Here is a 12,883-nt window from a genome sequence, read left to right as displayed (position 1 = left end):
TCAAGGATAAGAAAAACGCATGGACTCCCTGGAACAACTCGTCGCCTCAGCAGTGCAGGATTTCGACGTCGCCAAAGATGACGCCGCCGCACTGGAAAACGCCAAAGCCAAATACCTGGGCAAGACCGGCCAGATTACCGAATTGATGAAGGGCCTGGGCAAGCTCGACCCGGACGCCAAAAAGGCGCAGGGCGCGCTGATCAACGCCGCCAAGCAGCAGATCGAAGCCGCGCTCAATGCGCGCCGTGATGCGCTGGCCGAAGCCCAATTGCAGGCCCGCCTGAACGCCGAAGCGATCGACGTCTCGCTGCCAGGCCGCGGCCGCGCCGGCGGCGGCATCCACCCGGTGATGCGTACCTGGGAACGGGTGGAAGAGATCTTCCGCTCGATCGGTTTCGACGTGGCCGACGGCCCGGAAATCGAGAACGACTGGACCAACTTCACGGCGCTCAACAGCCCGGAAAACCATCCTGCGCGTTCCATGCAAGACACCTTCTACATCGAAGGCAACGACAGCGAAGGCAAGCCGCTGCTGCTGCGCACCCACACCTCGCCGATGCAGGTGCGCTACGCCCGTAGCCACACGCCGCCGATCAAGGTGATCGCGCCCGGCCGTACCTACCGCGTCGACAGCGACGCCACCCACTCGCCGATGTTCCACCAGGTGGAAGGCCTGTGGATCGCCGAGAACATCAGCTTTGCCGACCTCAAGGGCGTGTACCTGAACTTCGTCAAGGCCTTCTTCGAGACCGACGATTTGCAGGTGCGTTTCCGTCCGTCGTACTTCCCGTTCACCGAACCGTCGGCCGAGATCGACATTGCGTTTGGCAGCGGTCCGCTCAAGGGCCGCTGGCTGGAAGTGTCCGGCTCGGGCCAAGTGCACCCGACCGTGGTGCGCAATTTCGGCCTGGACCCTGAGAAGTACATTGGTTTTGCGTTCGGCTCCGGCCTGGAGCGCCTGACCATGCTGCGCTACGGGATCAACGACCTGCGCCTGTTCTACGAAGGCGACCTGCGTTTCCTGAAGCAGTTCAACTAAAGAATACCGTCTTTCCCGCGCACGCGGGAAGCCATACTGAGCTCGCGTTCTATGGGCTCCTGCTTTCGCAGGAGCGACGCGATAACTAGAAAGAACGAATATGCAATTCTCTGAAAATTGGCTGCGTACCATGGTCGATCCGAAGATGACTTCGGACGAACTGGCCCATCTGCTGACGATGTCCGGCCTGGAAGTGGAAGAAGTCGAACCGGTGGCGCCACCGTTCTCGAATGTGGTCGTGGGCCACGTGCGGGAAATGGCCAAGCACCCGAACGCCGACCGCCTCAACGTCTGCGAAGTGGACGTCGGCACCGGCACCTTGCTGACCATCGTCTGCGGCGCGCCGAACGTGCGTCCGGGCCTGAAAGTGGTGTGCGCGATGGCTGGCGCCGTGCTGCCGCCAGGCGCCGACGGCAAGCCGTTTGAAATCAAGGTCGGCCAGCTGCGCGGTGTGGAATCGCAAGGCATGCTGTGCTCGGCCAAGGAGCTGAAACTGTCGGAAGAGGGCAGCGGCCTGCTGGAACTGCCGGACGACGCACCAGTCGGCCAGAATTTCCGCGACTACTACGCGCTCAACGACCTCAAGTTCACCATCAAGCTGACCCCGAACAAGGCGGACTGCCTGTCGGTGCTGGGCGTGGCGCGTGAAGTGTCGGCGCTGACCGGTGTGGAACTGATGGTGCCGACCTTCCGTGCGGCCGCCGTCAACCTCGACGAAAAACTGCCGGTGAAAATTTCGGCGCCGGACCTGTGCGGCCGTTTCTCGGGCCGCGTGATCCGCGGCCTGAACGCCAAGGCAGTGACGCCGGACTGGATGAAACAGCGCCTGGAGCGCAGCGGCCAGCGTCCGGTGTCGGCGCTGGTGGACATCTCCAACTACGTGATGCTGGAACTGGGCCGTCCGAGCCATGTGTTCGACCTCGACAAGATCCACGGCGGCCTGGACGTGCGCTGGGGCCGCAAGGGCGAATCGCTCAAGCTGCTGAACGGTAACACCATCGCGGTCGACGAATGGGTCGGCGTGATCGCCGACGACCAGGAACTCGAATCGCTGGCCGGCATCATGGGCGGCGACGCCACCGCCGTCTCGCTGGAGACCGAAAACATCTACCTGGAAGCGGCATTCTGGTGGCCGAACGCCATCCAGGGCCGCGCCCGCAAGTACAACTTCTCGACCGATGCGGCGCACCGCTTCGAGCGCGGGGTCGACTATGCGACCACCGTCGAGCACATCGAGCGCATCACCGCGCTGCTGGTTGAAATCTGCGGCACCAGCCACACGCAAGTGGGTCCGGTGGACGACCAGATCGTCAACCTGCCGAAACGCGAACCGGTGCAGCTGCGCACCGCGCGCGCGCAGAAGGTCATCGGCGTGGCGTTGGACGACAAGGTCATCGCCGATATTTTCACCCGCCTGGCGCTGCCGTTCACGCTGGCCGATGGCGTATTCAGCGTGACGTCGCCGTCGTACCGCTTCGACATCGAAATCGAAGAAGACCTGATCGAGGAAGTGGCGCGTGTCTACGGCTTCGAGAATATCCCGACCGTGGCCCCAGTGGCGGCCAACACCATGATCATTGCGCCGGAAAACACCCGTTCGCTGTTCGCGGTGCGTCACCAGCTGGCCGACCTGGGTTACCAGGAAGTGGTCAATATGAGCTTCGTGGAAGCCCAGTGGGAGCAGGACTTTGGCGGCAACAGCAATCCGATCAAGCTGCAGAACCCGATCGCCAGCCAGCTGAGCGTGATGCGTTCGACGCTGGTCGGCAGCCTGGTGGCCAATGTGCGCTACAACTTGAACCGCAAGGCCAGCCGCGTGCGCGCATTTGAAATCGGCGCCGTCTACCAACGTGACGACAACGTGCCGGATGGCCCGCTGACCGTGGCCGGCTATCACCAGCCAAAACGCGTGGCCGGTATCGCCTACGGTCCAGCTTCGGACGAGCAGTGGGGGCAGGACACCCGCGCCATCGACTTCTTCGACGTCAAGGCCGATCTGGAGCACCTGTTCGCGCCGCTGGCACTGCGTTTCGTCAAGGCGGAACACCCGGCGCTGCACCCAGGCCGCTCGGCTCATGTGTTGCTGGATGGTAACTTTATTGGTTTCATCGGCGAACTGCATCCACGCTGGTTGCAGAAATACGAGCTGCCGAACGCGCCGATCGTGTTCGAACTTGATGCGCTTGCCTTGCAGCAACGACCAGTGCCAAAGTATGATGAGATCTCCAAGTTCCCGGGCGCCACCCGCGACTTGGCGTTAGTGGTCAAACAAGCAGTTCCGGCACAAGATTTGCTGGACGCATTCAATGATGCTTTGCAAACAATTCCTCAGGGTAAAATTGTGCAAGCCATTGTTTTGTTTGATGAATATCGTGGTAAAGGTTTGGAGGCGGACGAGAAATCGCTTGCTTTCCGCTTTAGCTTGCAAGATACTCAAAACACGCTGCAAGACGATGTGGTGGAAGCCGTCATGGCGGCCGCCAGCGATGCCGCCAAGCAGAAACACGCTGCGCGCCTGCGCTAGCAAGTATTGCATTTTTGACTAATAGGGAGTCCGGCCTGCGCCGGACTTGTTCATTTTTACTATAAGGCAGGGCTGGAAAATTAATAACAACGACGTTGATTCCGCCGTACTCCAATCCGCATTGGCTGCCGATCTGCACCGGGCCATGCAGGTTGCCAAAGTGCGCCAGGATGCGGAAAAAGATTTGCCCACGCTGACCAAGGCGGAACTGGCCGAACTGTTGTTCGAGCAGGTCGGCCTGAACAAGCGTGAGGCCAAGGACATGGTAGAGACCTTCTTCGACGAGATCCGCAATGCGCTGGAGCGCGGCGAAGCCGTCAAATTGTCCGGTTTCGGCAATTTCCAGCTGCGCGACAAGCCGCAGCGTCCGGGCCGCAATCCGAAGACCGGCGAAGAAATCCCGATCACGGCGCGCCGCGTCGTGACCTTTCACGCCAGCCAGAAGCTCAAGGGCATGGTCGAAGAGAGCAATCCGATGGCGCGCGCCGCCTGAACGGGAGCTGAGTCGTCATGAACGATCGTCTCGCCAAGTCCGACCTGGTCGTGCTGCCGCCGATCCCGGCCAAGCGCTACTTCACCATCGGCGAAGTCAGCGAGCTGTGCGGCGTAAAGCCGCATGTGCTGCGTTACTGGGAGCAGGAATTTACCCAGCTCAAGCCGGTCAAGCGGCGCGGCAACCGCCGTTATTATCAGCACCACGAAGTGCTGCTGATCCGTCGCATCCGGGAGCTGTTGTACGAGCAAGGCTTCACCATCAGCGGCGCGCGCAATAAACTCGACAGCCGTGCTTACGATGGCGCCAGCGCGGAGTATGATGCGGGAACGGTCAACGGCGTGCATCCGTCGGCCGTTGTACCGCCGCTGGACCGCGACTTGATACGCGGCGAATTGCTGGCGATCCTGGACCTGCTCAAGCAGGACTAAGAAGCCCGCGCACCGCTGGCGCACAGCGCGGCGGGCGAACAGTGATTGCTGCTATACTTCTTTCAATATTATTTTATTATCAGCGACGCAGATGCACGGTGGCGGATAGCCCGACTTCGAGCGGGTACGACGAGAGGAAACAATGATACGCGTTGCCATTTGTGACGACCATCAAATTGTAAGAGCAGGCTTTAAACAGATTTTTTCATCCTCGGACGATTTCGAGGTGGTGGCGGAAGCCGGTACCGGGCGTGAAGCGCTGGATATCGCCCGTCGCGAAATTTGCGATGTGCTGTTGCTCGATATCGCCATGCCGGACCAGAGCGGTATCGACACCTTGCGCACCATCCGTCAGGGGCAGCCCGATCTGCCGGTGCTGATCCTGTCCGGGTACCCGGCACAGCAGTACGCACTGAACCTGTTCAAGATGGGCGCCAACGGTTACCTGAACAAGGAATGCGAAGCGGACGAACTGATCACGGCGGTGCGCACGGTATTCCAGGGCCGCCGCTATGTCAGCTCGCAAGTGGGCGAGTTGCTGGCGCAAAGTTTTGACCGCGACCCGAACAAGGCGCCGCATACCGAATTGTCGGACCGCGAGTTCCAGGTGTTCCTGCGCCTGGCGCGCGGCTCGACCGTGTCGGACATCGGCGTGGCGCTGTCGCTGAGCATTAAAACCGTCAGCACCTACCGCACCCGCATCATGGAAAAGATGGGGATGCAGTCGAATTCTGACCTGACCTACTACGCGATGAAGAATAATCTTCTCGATTAGCAACATCTGCGCACTGTTGGGGTGCGCACAGACGCATCAATTTTTCTTCCAGTCTATAATTGGTATGCTTGGCGTAGTTACGCCTGGCCCCAATTGTGAAGGAAACGGATGTATTTCACCGTCGAAACAGCGCCGCATCACCGCCTGCCGCTGTACAAGACTCTCTTGTGCGTGACTTGCGCATTGCTGCTCATCGTCAACGGTTTCAGCCTGTTTCACAATTTGCAAGCACTGCGCGGCGCGCAAGTCCTGCTGAGCCAGACTGCGCGCGTCGCCGACCGTCTGCAATACCTGAACGTGCTGGTACTCGATGCCGAAAGCAGCATGCGCAGCTATTTCCTGTCCGATCGTGACGCCTATCTCGGGCCGACGCGCACCGCGCTGACCGACAGCGAAGCCGAGTTCAAGGAACTGGAAAAGCTGCTGTCCGACAATCCCTCGCAATTGAAGAACCTGACCCAGCTGCACACGCTGGTGCGCCGCCGCCTGAGCATCATGAGCCAGGCCATCGACGTGTACCGCGACGGCGGCTTGCAGGAGATCGTCAATATCGCCAAGCTCAGCGACGACCGCTCCAGCATGGACGAGATCCGCCTGCTGGTGGTGATCATGGAGCAGGAACAGAACGAGACGCTGAACGCCCGCAGTGCCGTGTTCTACAAGGAATACCAGAAGGCGGTGTGGCTCGGCGTCAGCATCAATGCGCTGGCGATCCTGGTGCTGGTGATGTTCTACCAGCTGGTGCGGCGCAGCTTTGCACACCGCGCGGCGGTCGAGCACGCACTGCAAAGCGCCAACGAAAACCTGGAGTCGACGGTACAGCAGCGTACCGAGCAATTGTCGGTGCTGTCACGCCGCCTGATCAGCATCAGCGAAGAAGAGAAGATGCACCTGTCGCGCGAACTGCACGACGAATTGGGCGCCAACCTGACGTCGATCAGCATGGATATCGCCTCGGTCACGCAGCAGCTGCGCCATAGCCATCCGGAACTGGCCGAACAGCTCAAGCGCGCTCGCGGCACGCTGGTGGAGACGGTGGAGATGAAGCGCCGTATTGTCGAAAATCTGCGGCCTAGCCTGCTGGATAACCTGGGCCTGTGCGCGGCCATCGAAAGCTATTGTCAGGAATTCACGCGGGCGTCGCAAGTGCGTTGCGACTGCAGCGTGGCGGCTGAGATCGAGGGATTGAGCCGCCATTCCGGCGACCTGTCGATCGCCTTGTTCCGCATCGTGCAGGAATCGCTGACGAACATCCGCAAGTATGCCAAGGCCACCCGCGTGACGGTCACCCTGAATCGGACGACGGAAGGCTTGATGCTGCGGATTATCGACGATGGCGTCGGCATCGCGCCGGATACCATCATCAAGCCGATGTCGCATGGTTTGCTGGGGATGCGCGAACGCGCCTTGCAACTGGGCGGCGTGATGAATATCCGCCGTGGCCGCAACGATACCGGGACCTGTATTGAAGTGGCGATTCCGCTGCGTCAGCGCGATGGCATGGCGCAGCCGCCTGAGCCGACCGCGCAGGAGCGCCGCGCCAACATGACGCCGACCATCCTGCCGCCGGCAATCAGCGATGTGATCAGCAGCGCGCTACATCCAGGCGCAGACGGTCAAACTCCGTCTTCGCCACCTTATAGCACTCACCCGCATACGCCTCCAAGCCTGAGCGATCAAGCACAGTGATGTTGCCGCGGCGGTAGGTGATCAGGCCTTCGTCCTGCAGCTTGCCGGCGGCGGCGGTGATGCTTTCGCGGCGCACGCCCAGCATGATCGAGATCATTTCCTGCGTGACTTTCAGCGAGTTCGATGGCGAGCGGTCCAGGCGATCCAGCAGCCAGCGGCACAGCTTCTGCTCGATCGAGCTGTGGCGGCCGCCGACGGCGTTTTGCGCCATCTGCGCGAACAGCGCGGTGTTGTAGCGCATCAGCAGCGCCGGCAGTGCACCGCCACGGGCGAAGGCGGCACGCAGGTGTTCGGCTTTCATGCGGTAGCCATAACCGGCGGCCTGCACCACGGCGCTGCACATGGCGCGCTCACCTTCAAACAGCGACACGCCAACCACCCCTTCGTGACCGATCACGGCGATCTCGGTGGTGGCGCCATCTTCCATCACGTACAGCAGCGAGACGATCGCCGAGGTCGGGAAGTGCACATATTCCATAGCATTGCCGAACTCGAACAGTTCTTTGCCAAACGGCAGTTGCACCATTTCCAGGTGTTCAAACAAGGATTCCAGCACCTCGCGCGGCAGGGCGGCCAGCAGCTCGTTCTGCTGCGCGCCGGCGTAAGTGACCGCAGGCCGTGACGCAACCTTGATTGCTTTGGCGCCGGCCGGTAAAGCGCGGGCGGTCTTGGTGGTTGCGTTGACTTGGGTGGTGTTCATGGAATCCTCACAAAGCTAGTTACGTGTTGGTGTAACTTTATGGGGAATGTTAATTATCGAACATAAGAGCAGGGGACGCACAAATGTAGGCATGTGCCATGCACAGTTGTAGTCCTGATCCTACATGGACCGGGAGGACCTGTCTTTATCAGGGAGGCAGGGGCATAATGTCACACATCCCAAATAGGCGGCGCACGAATATGCATGTACTGGTGGTGGAAGACGATGCCGTGCTGGCCGATGGCCTCAGCCGCGTGCTGGGCGGCCATGGCATGGCCGTGGAAGTGGTCGGCAACGGCGCCCAGGCGGATCTGCTCCTACAACGCGCCGTCAGCGCCGAGGTGGTGGTGCTGGACATCGGCTTGCCCGGTATGGACGGCTTTGAGGTGGTGCGGCGACTGCGTGCGCGCGGCAGCGCGGTGCCGGTGCTGCTGCTGACGGCGCGCGACGCCATCGAGGACCGCGTGCGCGGGCTGGAGCAGGGCGCCGATGATTATCTGGTCAAGCCGTTCGCCACCGCCGAACTGGTGGCGCGCATAAAGGCGCTGGCGCGCCGCAATACGCCCAGGCCGGCCGGACTGGCGTTGGGCGACCTGTCGCTGGACCTGGCAGCCAGGCGCGCGCGCGTCGGCGACAAGGTCATCGAACTGTCGGTGCGCGAATGGGCGGTGCTGGAATACCTGCTGCAACATGCGGCGCGCGTGGTCTCCAAGCAGCAGATCATCGACGCCATCCTGCCGTGGGGCGACGACCTGACGCTGAACGCGGTGGAAGTGTATATCTCGCGCCTGCGGCTGAAGCTGGCCGACGCCGGCGTGGCGATCCGCACCATCCGCGGCTTCGGCTACGTGCTGGAGCTGGCCGCATGAACGGCAGCGGCAGCATTCGCCTGCGCCTGCTGCGCTGGGTGATCCCGCCGGTGCTGCTGATGAACCTGCTGGCCGGCGCGCTGGCCTACCTGCTGGCGCCGCCGCCGCTGCGCGACGTGGTGCTGCGCACGCTGGTGCTGCTGGAAATCGTGTTTGCGCTCGGATGCGTCGGGCTGGTGTGGTTCTCGGTCAGCAACGGGTTGCGGCCGCTGAGCCGCCTGCGCACCGAGCTCAACGCGCGCGAAGGCGACGATCTGGCGCCGATCGCGGCGGCCCAGGTGCCCTACGAACTGGAGCCGGTGGTGTCGGCTTTCAACGGCCTGCTGGCCAAGGTGGGCGAGGGCGCGCAGGCGAGGCAGGACTTCCTGGCCAACGTCGCGCATCAGCTGCGCACGCCGCTGGCCGGCCTCAAGACCCAGCTGGAATGGCTGGGCGCGCGCCACGCGGAGCCGGATACCGCCAAGTCGGTTGGCCTGATGCTGTCGGCCACCGAGCGCATGATACGGCAGACCAACCAACTGCTGGCCTTGGCGCGCGCCGAGCCGCACCACTTCGAGAAAACCCGGCTGGAGCCGCTGGCGCTGGACGCGCTGGTGGCCGATGCGGTGCAATCCTTCGTCGACCAGGCCCGGCTGAAAAACATCGACATCGGCTTCGACCTAACTCCAGCCACCGTGATCGGCGACCGCTTCCTGCTGCGCGACCTGATCGACAACCTGATCGACAACGCGATCCGCTACACGCCGCCCAACGGCGCGGTGACGGTCAGTGTGCGGCCCAAGCTGCTGACGGTGGAAGACAACGGCCCCGGCATTCCGCCAGCGCGGCGCGAGCAGGTTTTTAATCGCTACGTGCGGCTGGACGACAAGACTCATGGCAGCGGCCTGGGCCTGGCAATCGTGCGCGATATCACCGTCGTGCATGGCGCCCGGCTGACCATTTCCGACCCGCCCGAGGGCCGTGGCGCGCTATTTACGGTCAAATTTGCCTGACTTTGTGCGCTTGTCAGCGGTTTGTCAGGATTTCCTCAGGGAAATGCAAGCTGGCCACGTTATACTTTCTCCATAGAACAATTTTCGTCTGTGGGGACATCATGAAACGCGTGCATGCAGGCTTTACCCTGATCGAACTGCTGGTGACCGTGGTCATCATCGGTATTCTGTCAGCGGTAGCGATCCCGATGTATGGCGACTACGTCACCCGCAGCCGCCTGACCGAAGCCTTCACCGCGCTCGGCGCAGCGCAGCCAGCCGCCGAACAGTTCTGGCCGAATAGCCGCACCTATGCCGGCTTCGACGGCGCAACCGGTTTCCCGGCGGCCAGCGCCAACTTCACTTATGCGCTGAGCAATGCCGGCGCCTCCAGCTATACCCTGACCGCAACCGGCATCGGCAAGATGAACGGCTTCGTCTATACCCTCGACCAGAACGGCAAGCGCGCCACCACTGGCAGCCCGAGCGGCTGGGGCACCAGCACCGATTGCTGGGTCGACCGCAAGGGCGGGAAATGTTCGTCCAACTAAATCGCCGCGCCGGGGGCTTTACGCTGATCGAGATGATGATCGCCATCGTCATCATGGGCGTCTTGCTGGCGATCGCCATCCCCAATATGAGCGCCTGGCTGCTGGCCACGCGGGCCCGCTCGGCCAGCGAGTTCTACATGGAAGGGTTTGCGCTGGCGCGCCGCCAGGCCGTCAGCCACAACAGCGAGAGCCGCATCACGCTGACGGTCAATCCCGGCACCGGCCAGATGGACTGGCAGGTCGACATCTGCTTCCCGCGTCCCGGCACGCCGTGCGACGACGACAGCGGTTCCTGGTCCACCGCCGATGCCGCCGCCGGCAACGACCCGCAAGGCACCGCCGGCTACCGCTCGGTGTTCCGTGCCGCCAGCGCCTTGCCCGGCACCGACGTGCTGACCCCGAGCATCCTGCCGGACGGCGCGACCGCCATTTATTACACGCCGCTCGGCTGGGTCGATCCGGCGGTCGTCAACCGTCTGACCCAGCTGCGGCTGGACCCGGCCGCAGCTTACCAGCGCGATGTGCCGGTCAGCGCGGTGGCAGTCTCGCTGGCCGGCATGCCCACCAAATGCGACCCGACCAAGGCGGCCGGCGATTCGCGCGCGTGCCCGCCATGATGCGGTGCCGGCACCATCGCGCGCAGCGCGGCATTGCGCTGCTGGAGGTGATGATCGCACTGGTCATCCTTGGCATCGGCCTGCTGGGCGCGATCGGCATGCAGGCGCGCGCCTATTCGGTGCTGTCGGACGCCGGCTTGCGCGCCGAGGCCACGCTGGCGTGCGAAAAACTGGTTGGCACCATCAGCACCGACGCCGCCAATGTGGCCAATTACGCGCTGGCCGAGGGCGCCACGCCCAACAGCACCATCGGCCCGTGGGCGCGCGAGACCGGCGCCGCGATTCCCGGCGCGGTGATCTCGGTGGTGGTGACGCCGCAGACGCGCCGCAGCCAGGTCGACATCAGCATCCGCTGGACCCGCAAGGCGGGTGCGGCGCAGCTGCGCCAGCAACTCACCGCCTACATAGGTTCCTGACATGCGCCGCGTGCCTGCTCCCCGCCGCCGCGCCGGCTTTTCGCTGATCGAGCTGATGGTCAGTGTGGTGATCGGCATGCTGGCGATTTTGTTCGCCACCCGGCTGGTCATCAGCGGCGAGCAGACCAAGGACAGCGCGGTCGGCGGTTCCGACTCGATGCAGAACGGCATGCTGGCGTTGTATTCGATCAGCAACGACGCGGCGCAATCGGGCTGGGGCCTCAACGATACGCTGGCGGCCGGCTGCGAAACCAGCTTCAGCGACAGCGGCAAATATGCGCTGGCGCAGATCAGCGTCAACGGCATCACGCGCACGCCGCTGGCGGCGGCCGTGATCCAGCCCGGCGGCGCCGGGTCGGACGTGATCTCGCTGTACGCCGGCAAGTCGGCCGCCGCCGTGGCGTCGCTGCGCATCAATGGCGAGATTGCCGTCGGCGCCAGCGTGCTGCCGACCACCACCCAGGCGCCGTTTGGCTTCGCCGCCGGTGACGTGCTGCTGGTGGTGCCGGAACCGGCCACCGCCGCCAACCCGGCCTGCTCGATTGTGCAGATGAGCGGCATGCAGGCGGCGCCCGACAACGACAAGATCGCCCTCGGCAGCGGCAGTAATTTCCGATTCGGCCCGACTGCCGGCATTCAAAACGCCTACGCCAAGGGCGGCGGCCGCATCTTCAATCTCGGCGCGCCGGGGCGGCTGGCTTTCCACACCTGGTCGGTGGCCGGCGGCACGCTGCTGTTGCGCGCCACCGACCAGGCCGGCGCCAGCGAGAAGGGCGTGTCGGTGACCGACAACATCGTCGCGATCAAGGCCCAGTACGGGCTGGACACGCGCGTCATGACGGTCTACAACCCGCTGCCGGCGCCGGACGGCAGCGGCGTGCAGCTGACGCAATGGAGCAACGCCATGATCGACGCCGACAGCGACCTGGTGGTGGCCGGGCCGGGCGACTTCCAGCGTGTGGTGGCGCTGCGGCTGGCGGTGGTGGCGCGCAGCAAAACGGCGCAACGGCCGGGCAGCGACGGCCAGTGCCATGCCACCGAGACCAAGCCGACCCTGTTCAGTACCGCCGTGGGCAGCGCGGCGGCGGTGCCGGTCACCGTCAACGTCGCCGTCACCGGCGATCCGATCGCCTGGCAGTGCTACCGCTACCGGGTGTTTGAAGCCGTGGTCCCGGTGCGCAACGCGCAATGGAGGCCGTGATGACGCGGCGGTCCCGCTGCAGCCAGCGCGGCATTGCCTTGCCGGTGATACTGATCATGCTGACAGTGATGCTGGTCAGCAGCATCTACCTGCTGCGGGCCAGTACCTCCACCACGCTGACGGTGAACAACCTGGCCTATGACGCTGCGCTCAGCAAAGAGGCCGACCTCGGCGTGCACGCCGCCTTCGAGTGGCTGTCGCAGCCGTCCACCAAAGCCTTGCTGGTGGCTGACAGCGCCGCCAACGGCTATGTGGCCACCATGAATCCGATGTGGACTGTCAGCACGCCGGCGTTCTGGACCGGTTCGGTGACCAAGGACCCGGTCGGCGGCGGCAGCCGCGTCGAATATGTGATCCACCGCATGTGCACCTTCGCCGGCACCTACAACGCCACCTCGCCGGCCGCCAACAGCTGCATGCTGAGCGCAGCCAAGCAGGGCGTGGCCGCGCCGGTGGCGCTGGGTTCCAGCCTGTCGCAGAGCTCGGTTATATATGACAACCAGCCGCAGCTGCATTACGTGATCACCGCGCGCATCTTCGGCCCGCGCGGCGGCAACGTGGTGGTGCAGTCGGTCGTGATGATGGGGCCATGAGGCCGGTTTTTGGA

14 protein-coding genes are annotated in these 12,883 nt (G+C 63.4%); 13 read left to right on the top strand and 1 reads right to left on the bottom strand.

Annotated features, from left to right (window positions below; genetic code table 11):
* The first annotated feature begins 19 nt into the window (after window positions 1-19).
* From pheS to GTP55_RS17805, 6 genes are all read left to right on the top strand, one after another.
* A complete protein-coding gene (gene pheS / locus GTP55_RS17830; RefSeq protein WP_161046207.1) occupies window positions 20-1,039 on the top strand; it encodes a phenylalanine--tRNA ligase subunit alpha in 1,020 nt (339 codons plus the stop codon).
* A 100-nt stretch (window positions 1,040-1,139) separates the two neighbouring features.
* Complete coding sequence (gene pheT, locus GTP55_RS17825) at window positions 1,140-3,563, top strand: phenylalanine--tRNA ligase subunit beta (RefSeq protein WP_161046206.1); 2,424 nt, start codon at window positions 1,140-1,142, stop codon at window positions 3,561-3,563.
* A gap of 145 nt (window positions 3,564-3,708) precedes the next feature.
* Window positions 3,709-4,056 carry an integration host factor subunit alpha gene (locus GTP55_RS17820; protein ID WP_019919772.1) on the top strand — a complete coding sequence of 116 codons (348 nt, stop codon included), beginning with the start codon at window positions 3,709-3,711 and terminating at the stop codon, window positions 4,054-4,056.
* Window positions 4,057-4,073: 17 nt separating this feature from the next.
* A complete protein-coding gene (locus GTP55_RS17815) occupies window positions 4,074-4,487 on the top strand; it encodes a MerR family transcriptional regulator (RefSeq protein WP_161046205.1) in 414 nt (137 codons plus the stop codon).
* Between the two features lie 142 nt (window positions 4,488-4,629).
* The gene (locus GTP55_RS17810) at window positions 4,630-5,262 is read left to right on the top strand and encodes a response regulator (RefSeq protein ID WP_110849666.1); all 633 of its coding nucleotides are present in this window, start codon (window positions 4,630-4,632) and stop codon (window positions 5,260-5,262) included.
* A gap of 108 nt (window positions 5,263-5,370) precedes the next feature.
* Window positions 5,371-6,951: a CHASE3 domain-containing protein gene (locus GTP55_RS17805; protein ID WP_161046204.1), complete on the top strand. Its 1,581-nt coding sequence runs from the start codon at window positions 5,371-5,373 to the stop codon at window positions 6,949-6,951.
* Here GTP55_RS17805 and GTP55_RS17800 read toward each other — a convergent pair.
* On the bottom strand, window positions 6,848-7,651 hold the full coding sequence (locus GTP55_RS17800) for a Crp/Fnr family transcriptional regulator (protein ID WP_161046203.1): 804 nt from the start codon (window positions 7,649-7,651) through the stop codon (window positions 6,848-6,850). The two genes, GTP55_RS17805 and GTP55_RS17800, sit on opposite strands and share 104 nt — an antisense overlap.
* 200 nt (window positions 7,652-7,851) lie before the next feature.
* Between GTP55_RS17800 and GTP55_RS17795 the strand changes: the two genes are divergently transcribed.
* The 7 genes from GTP55_RS17795 to GTP55_RS17765 all read left to right on the top strand — a co-directional run bounded on the left by GTP55_RS17795 (window position 7,852) and on the right by GTP55_RS17765 (window position 12,869).
* Window positions 7,852-8,520 carry a response regulator transcription factor gene (locus tag GTP55_RS17795; protein ID WP_161046202.1) on the top strand — a complete coding sequence of 223 codons (669 nt, stop codon included), beginning with the start codon at window positions 7,852-7,854 and terminating at the stop codon, window positions 8,518-8,520.
* Entirely contained in the window at window positions 8,517-9,512 is a 996-nt protein-coding gene (locus GTP55_RS17790) for a sensor histidine kinase (protein WP_161046201.1), read from the top strand. The genes GTP55_RS17795 and GTP55_RS17790 overlap by 4 nt, the downstream gene beginning before the upstream one ends.
* A 101-nt stretch (window positions 9,513-9,613) precedes the next feature.
* Window positions 9,614-10,042: a type IV pilin protein gene (locus GTP55_RS17785; RefSeq protein ID WP_161046200.1), complete on the top strand. Its 429-nt coding sequence runs from the start codon at window positions 9,614-9,616 to the stop codon at window positions 10,040-10,042.
* A complete protein-coding gene (locus tag GTP55_RS17780; RefSeq protein ID WP_161046199.1) occupies window positions 10,027-10,659 on the top strand; it encodes a GspH/FimT family pseudopilin in 633 nt (210 codons plus the stop codon). The genes GTP55_RS17785 and GTP55_RS17780 overlap by 16 nt, the downstream gene beginning before the upstream one ends.
* Entirely contained in the window at window positions 10,656-11,075 is a 420-nt protein-coding gene (locus GTP55_RS17775) for a type IV pilus modification PilV family protein (protein WP_161046198.1), read from the top strand. Before GTP55_RS17780 ends, GTP55_RS17775 begins: the two co-directional genes overlap by 4 nt.
* Window position 11,076: 1 nt before the next feature.
* Window positions 11,077-12,276: a PilW family protein gene (locus tag GTP55_RS17770; protein ID WP_161046197.1), complete on the top strand. Its 1,200-nt coding sequence runs from the start codon at window positions 11,077-11,079 to the stop codon at window positions 12,274-12,276.
* On the top strand, window positions 12,276-12,869 hold the full coding sequence (locus tag GTP55_RS17765; RefSeq protein ID WP_229258022.1) for a pilus assembly PilX family protein: 594 nt from the start codon (window positions 12,276-12,278) through the stop codon (window positions 12,867-12,869). Before GTP55_RS17770 ends, GTP55_RS17765 begins: the two co-directional genes overlap by 1 nt.
* Window positions 12,870-12,883 lie beyond the last annotated feature (14 nt).

Source organism: Duganella margarita (assembly GCF_009857535.1).
In the GTDB taxonomy this organism is placed as follows: Bacteria; Pseudomonadota; Gammaproteobacteria; order Burkholderiales; family Burkholderiaceae_D; genus Rugamonas; species Rugamonas margarita.
Note: the sequence above shows the minus strand (reverse complement) of the source record. Positions and strands in the feature narration are given on the sequence as shown.

Excerpts from the sequence above, each read along its gene's own strand:
- GTP55_RS17815 (WP_161046205.1), top strand. The coding sequence starts at position 4,074 with ATGAACGATCGTCTCGCCAAGTCCGACCTGGTCGTGCTGCCGCCGATC.
- GTP55_RS17775 (WP_161046198.1), top strand. The coding sequence starts at position 10,656 with ATGATGCGGTGCCGGCACCATCGCGCGCAGCGCGGCATTGCGCTGCTG.
- pheT (WP_161046206.1), top strand. The coding sequence starts at position 1,140 with ATGCAATTCTCTGAAAATTGGCTGCGTACCATGGTCGATCCGAAGATG.
- GTP55_RS17795 (WP_161046202.1), top strand. The coding sequence starts at position 7,852 with ATGCATGTACTGGTGGTGGAAGACGATGCCGTGCTGGCCGATGGCCTC.
- GTP55_RS17780 (WP_161046199.1), top strand. The coding sequence starts at position 10,027 with ATGTTCGTCCAACTAAATCGCCGCGCCGGGGGCTTTACGCTGATCGAG.
- GTP55_RS17800 (WP_161046203.1), bottom strand. The coding sequence starts at position 7,651 with ATGAACACCACCCAAGTCAACGCAACCACCAAGACCGCCCGCGCTTTA.
- pheS (WP_161046207.1), top strand. The coding sequence starts at position 20 with ATGGACTCCCTGGAACAACTCGTCGCCTCAGCAGTGCAGGATTTCGAC.
- GTP55_RS17810 (WP_110849666.1), top strand. The coding sequence starts at position 4,630 with ATGATACGCGTTGCCATTTGTGACGACCATCAAATTGTAAGAGCAGGC.
- GTP55_RS17790 (WP_161046201.1), top strand. The coding sequence starts at position 8,517 with ATGAACGGCAGCGGCAGCATTCGCCTGCGCCTGCTGCGCTGGGTGATC.
- GTP55_RS17805 (WP_161046204.1), top strand. The coding sequence starts at position 5,371 with ATGTATTTCACCGTCGAAACAGCGCCGCATCACCGCCTGCCGCTGTAC.
- GTP55_RS17785 (WP_161046200.1), top strand. The coding sequence starts at position 9,614 with ATGAAACGCGTGCATGCAGGCTTTACCCTGATCGAACTGCTGGTGACC.
- GTP55_RS17770 (WP_161046197.1), top strand. The coding sequence starts at position 11,077 with ATGCGCCGCGTGCCTGCTCCCCGCCGCCGCGCCGGCTTTTCGCTGATC.
- GTP55_RS17765 (WP_229258022.1), top strand. The coding sequence starts at position 12,276 with ATGACGCGGCGGTCCCGCTGCAGCCAGCGCGGCATTGCCTTGCCGGTG.
- GTP55_RS17820 (WP_019919772.1), top strand. The coding sequence starts at position 3,709 with ATGCAGGTTGCCAAAGTGCGCCAGGATGCGGAAAAAGATTTGCCCACG.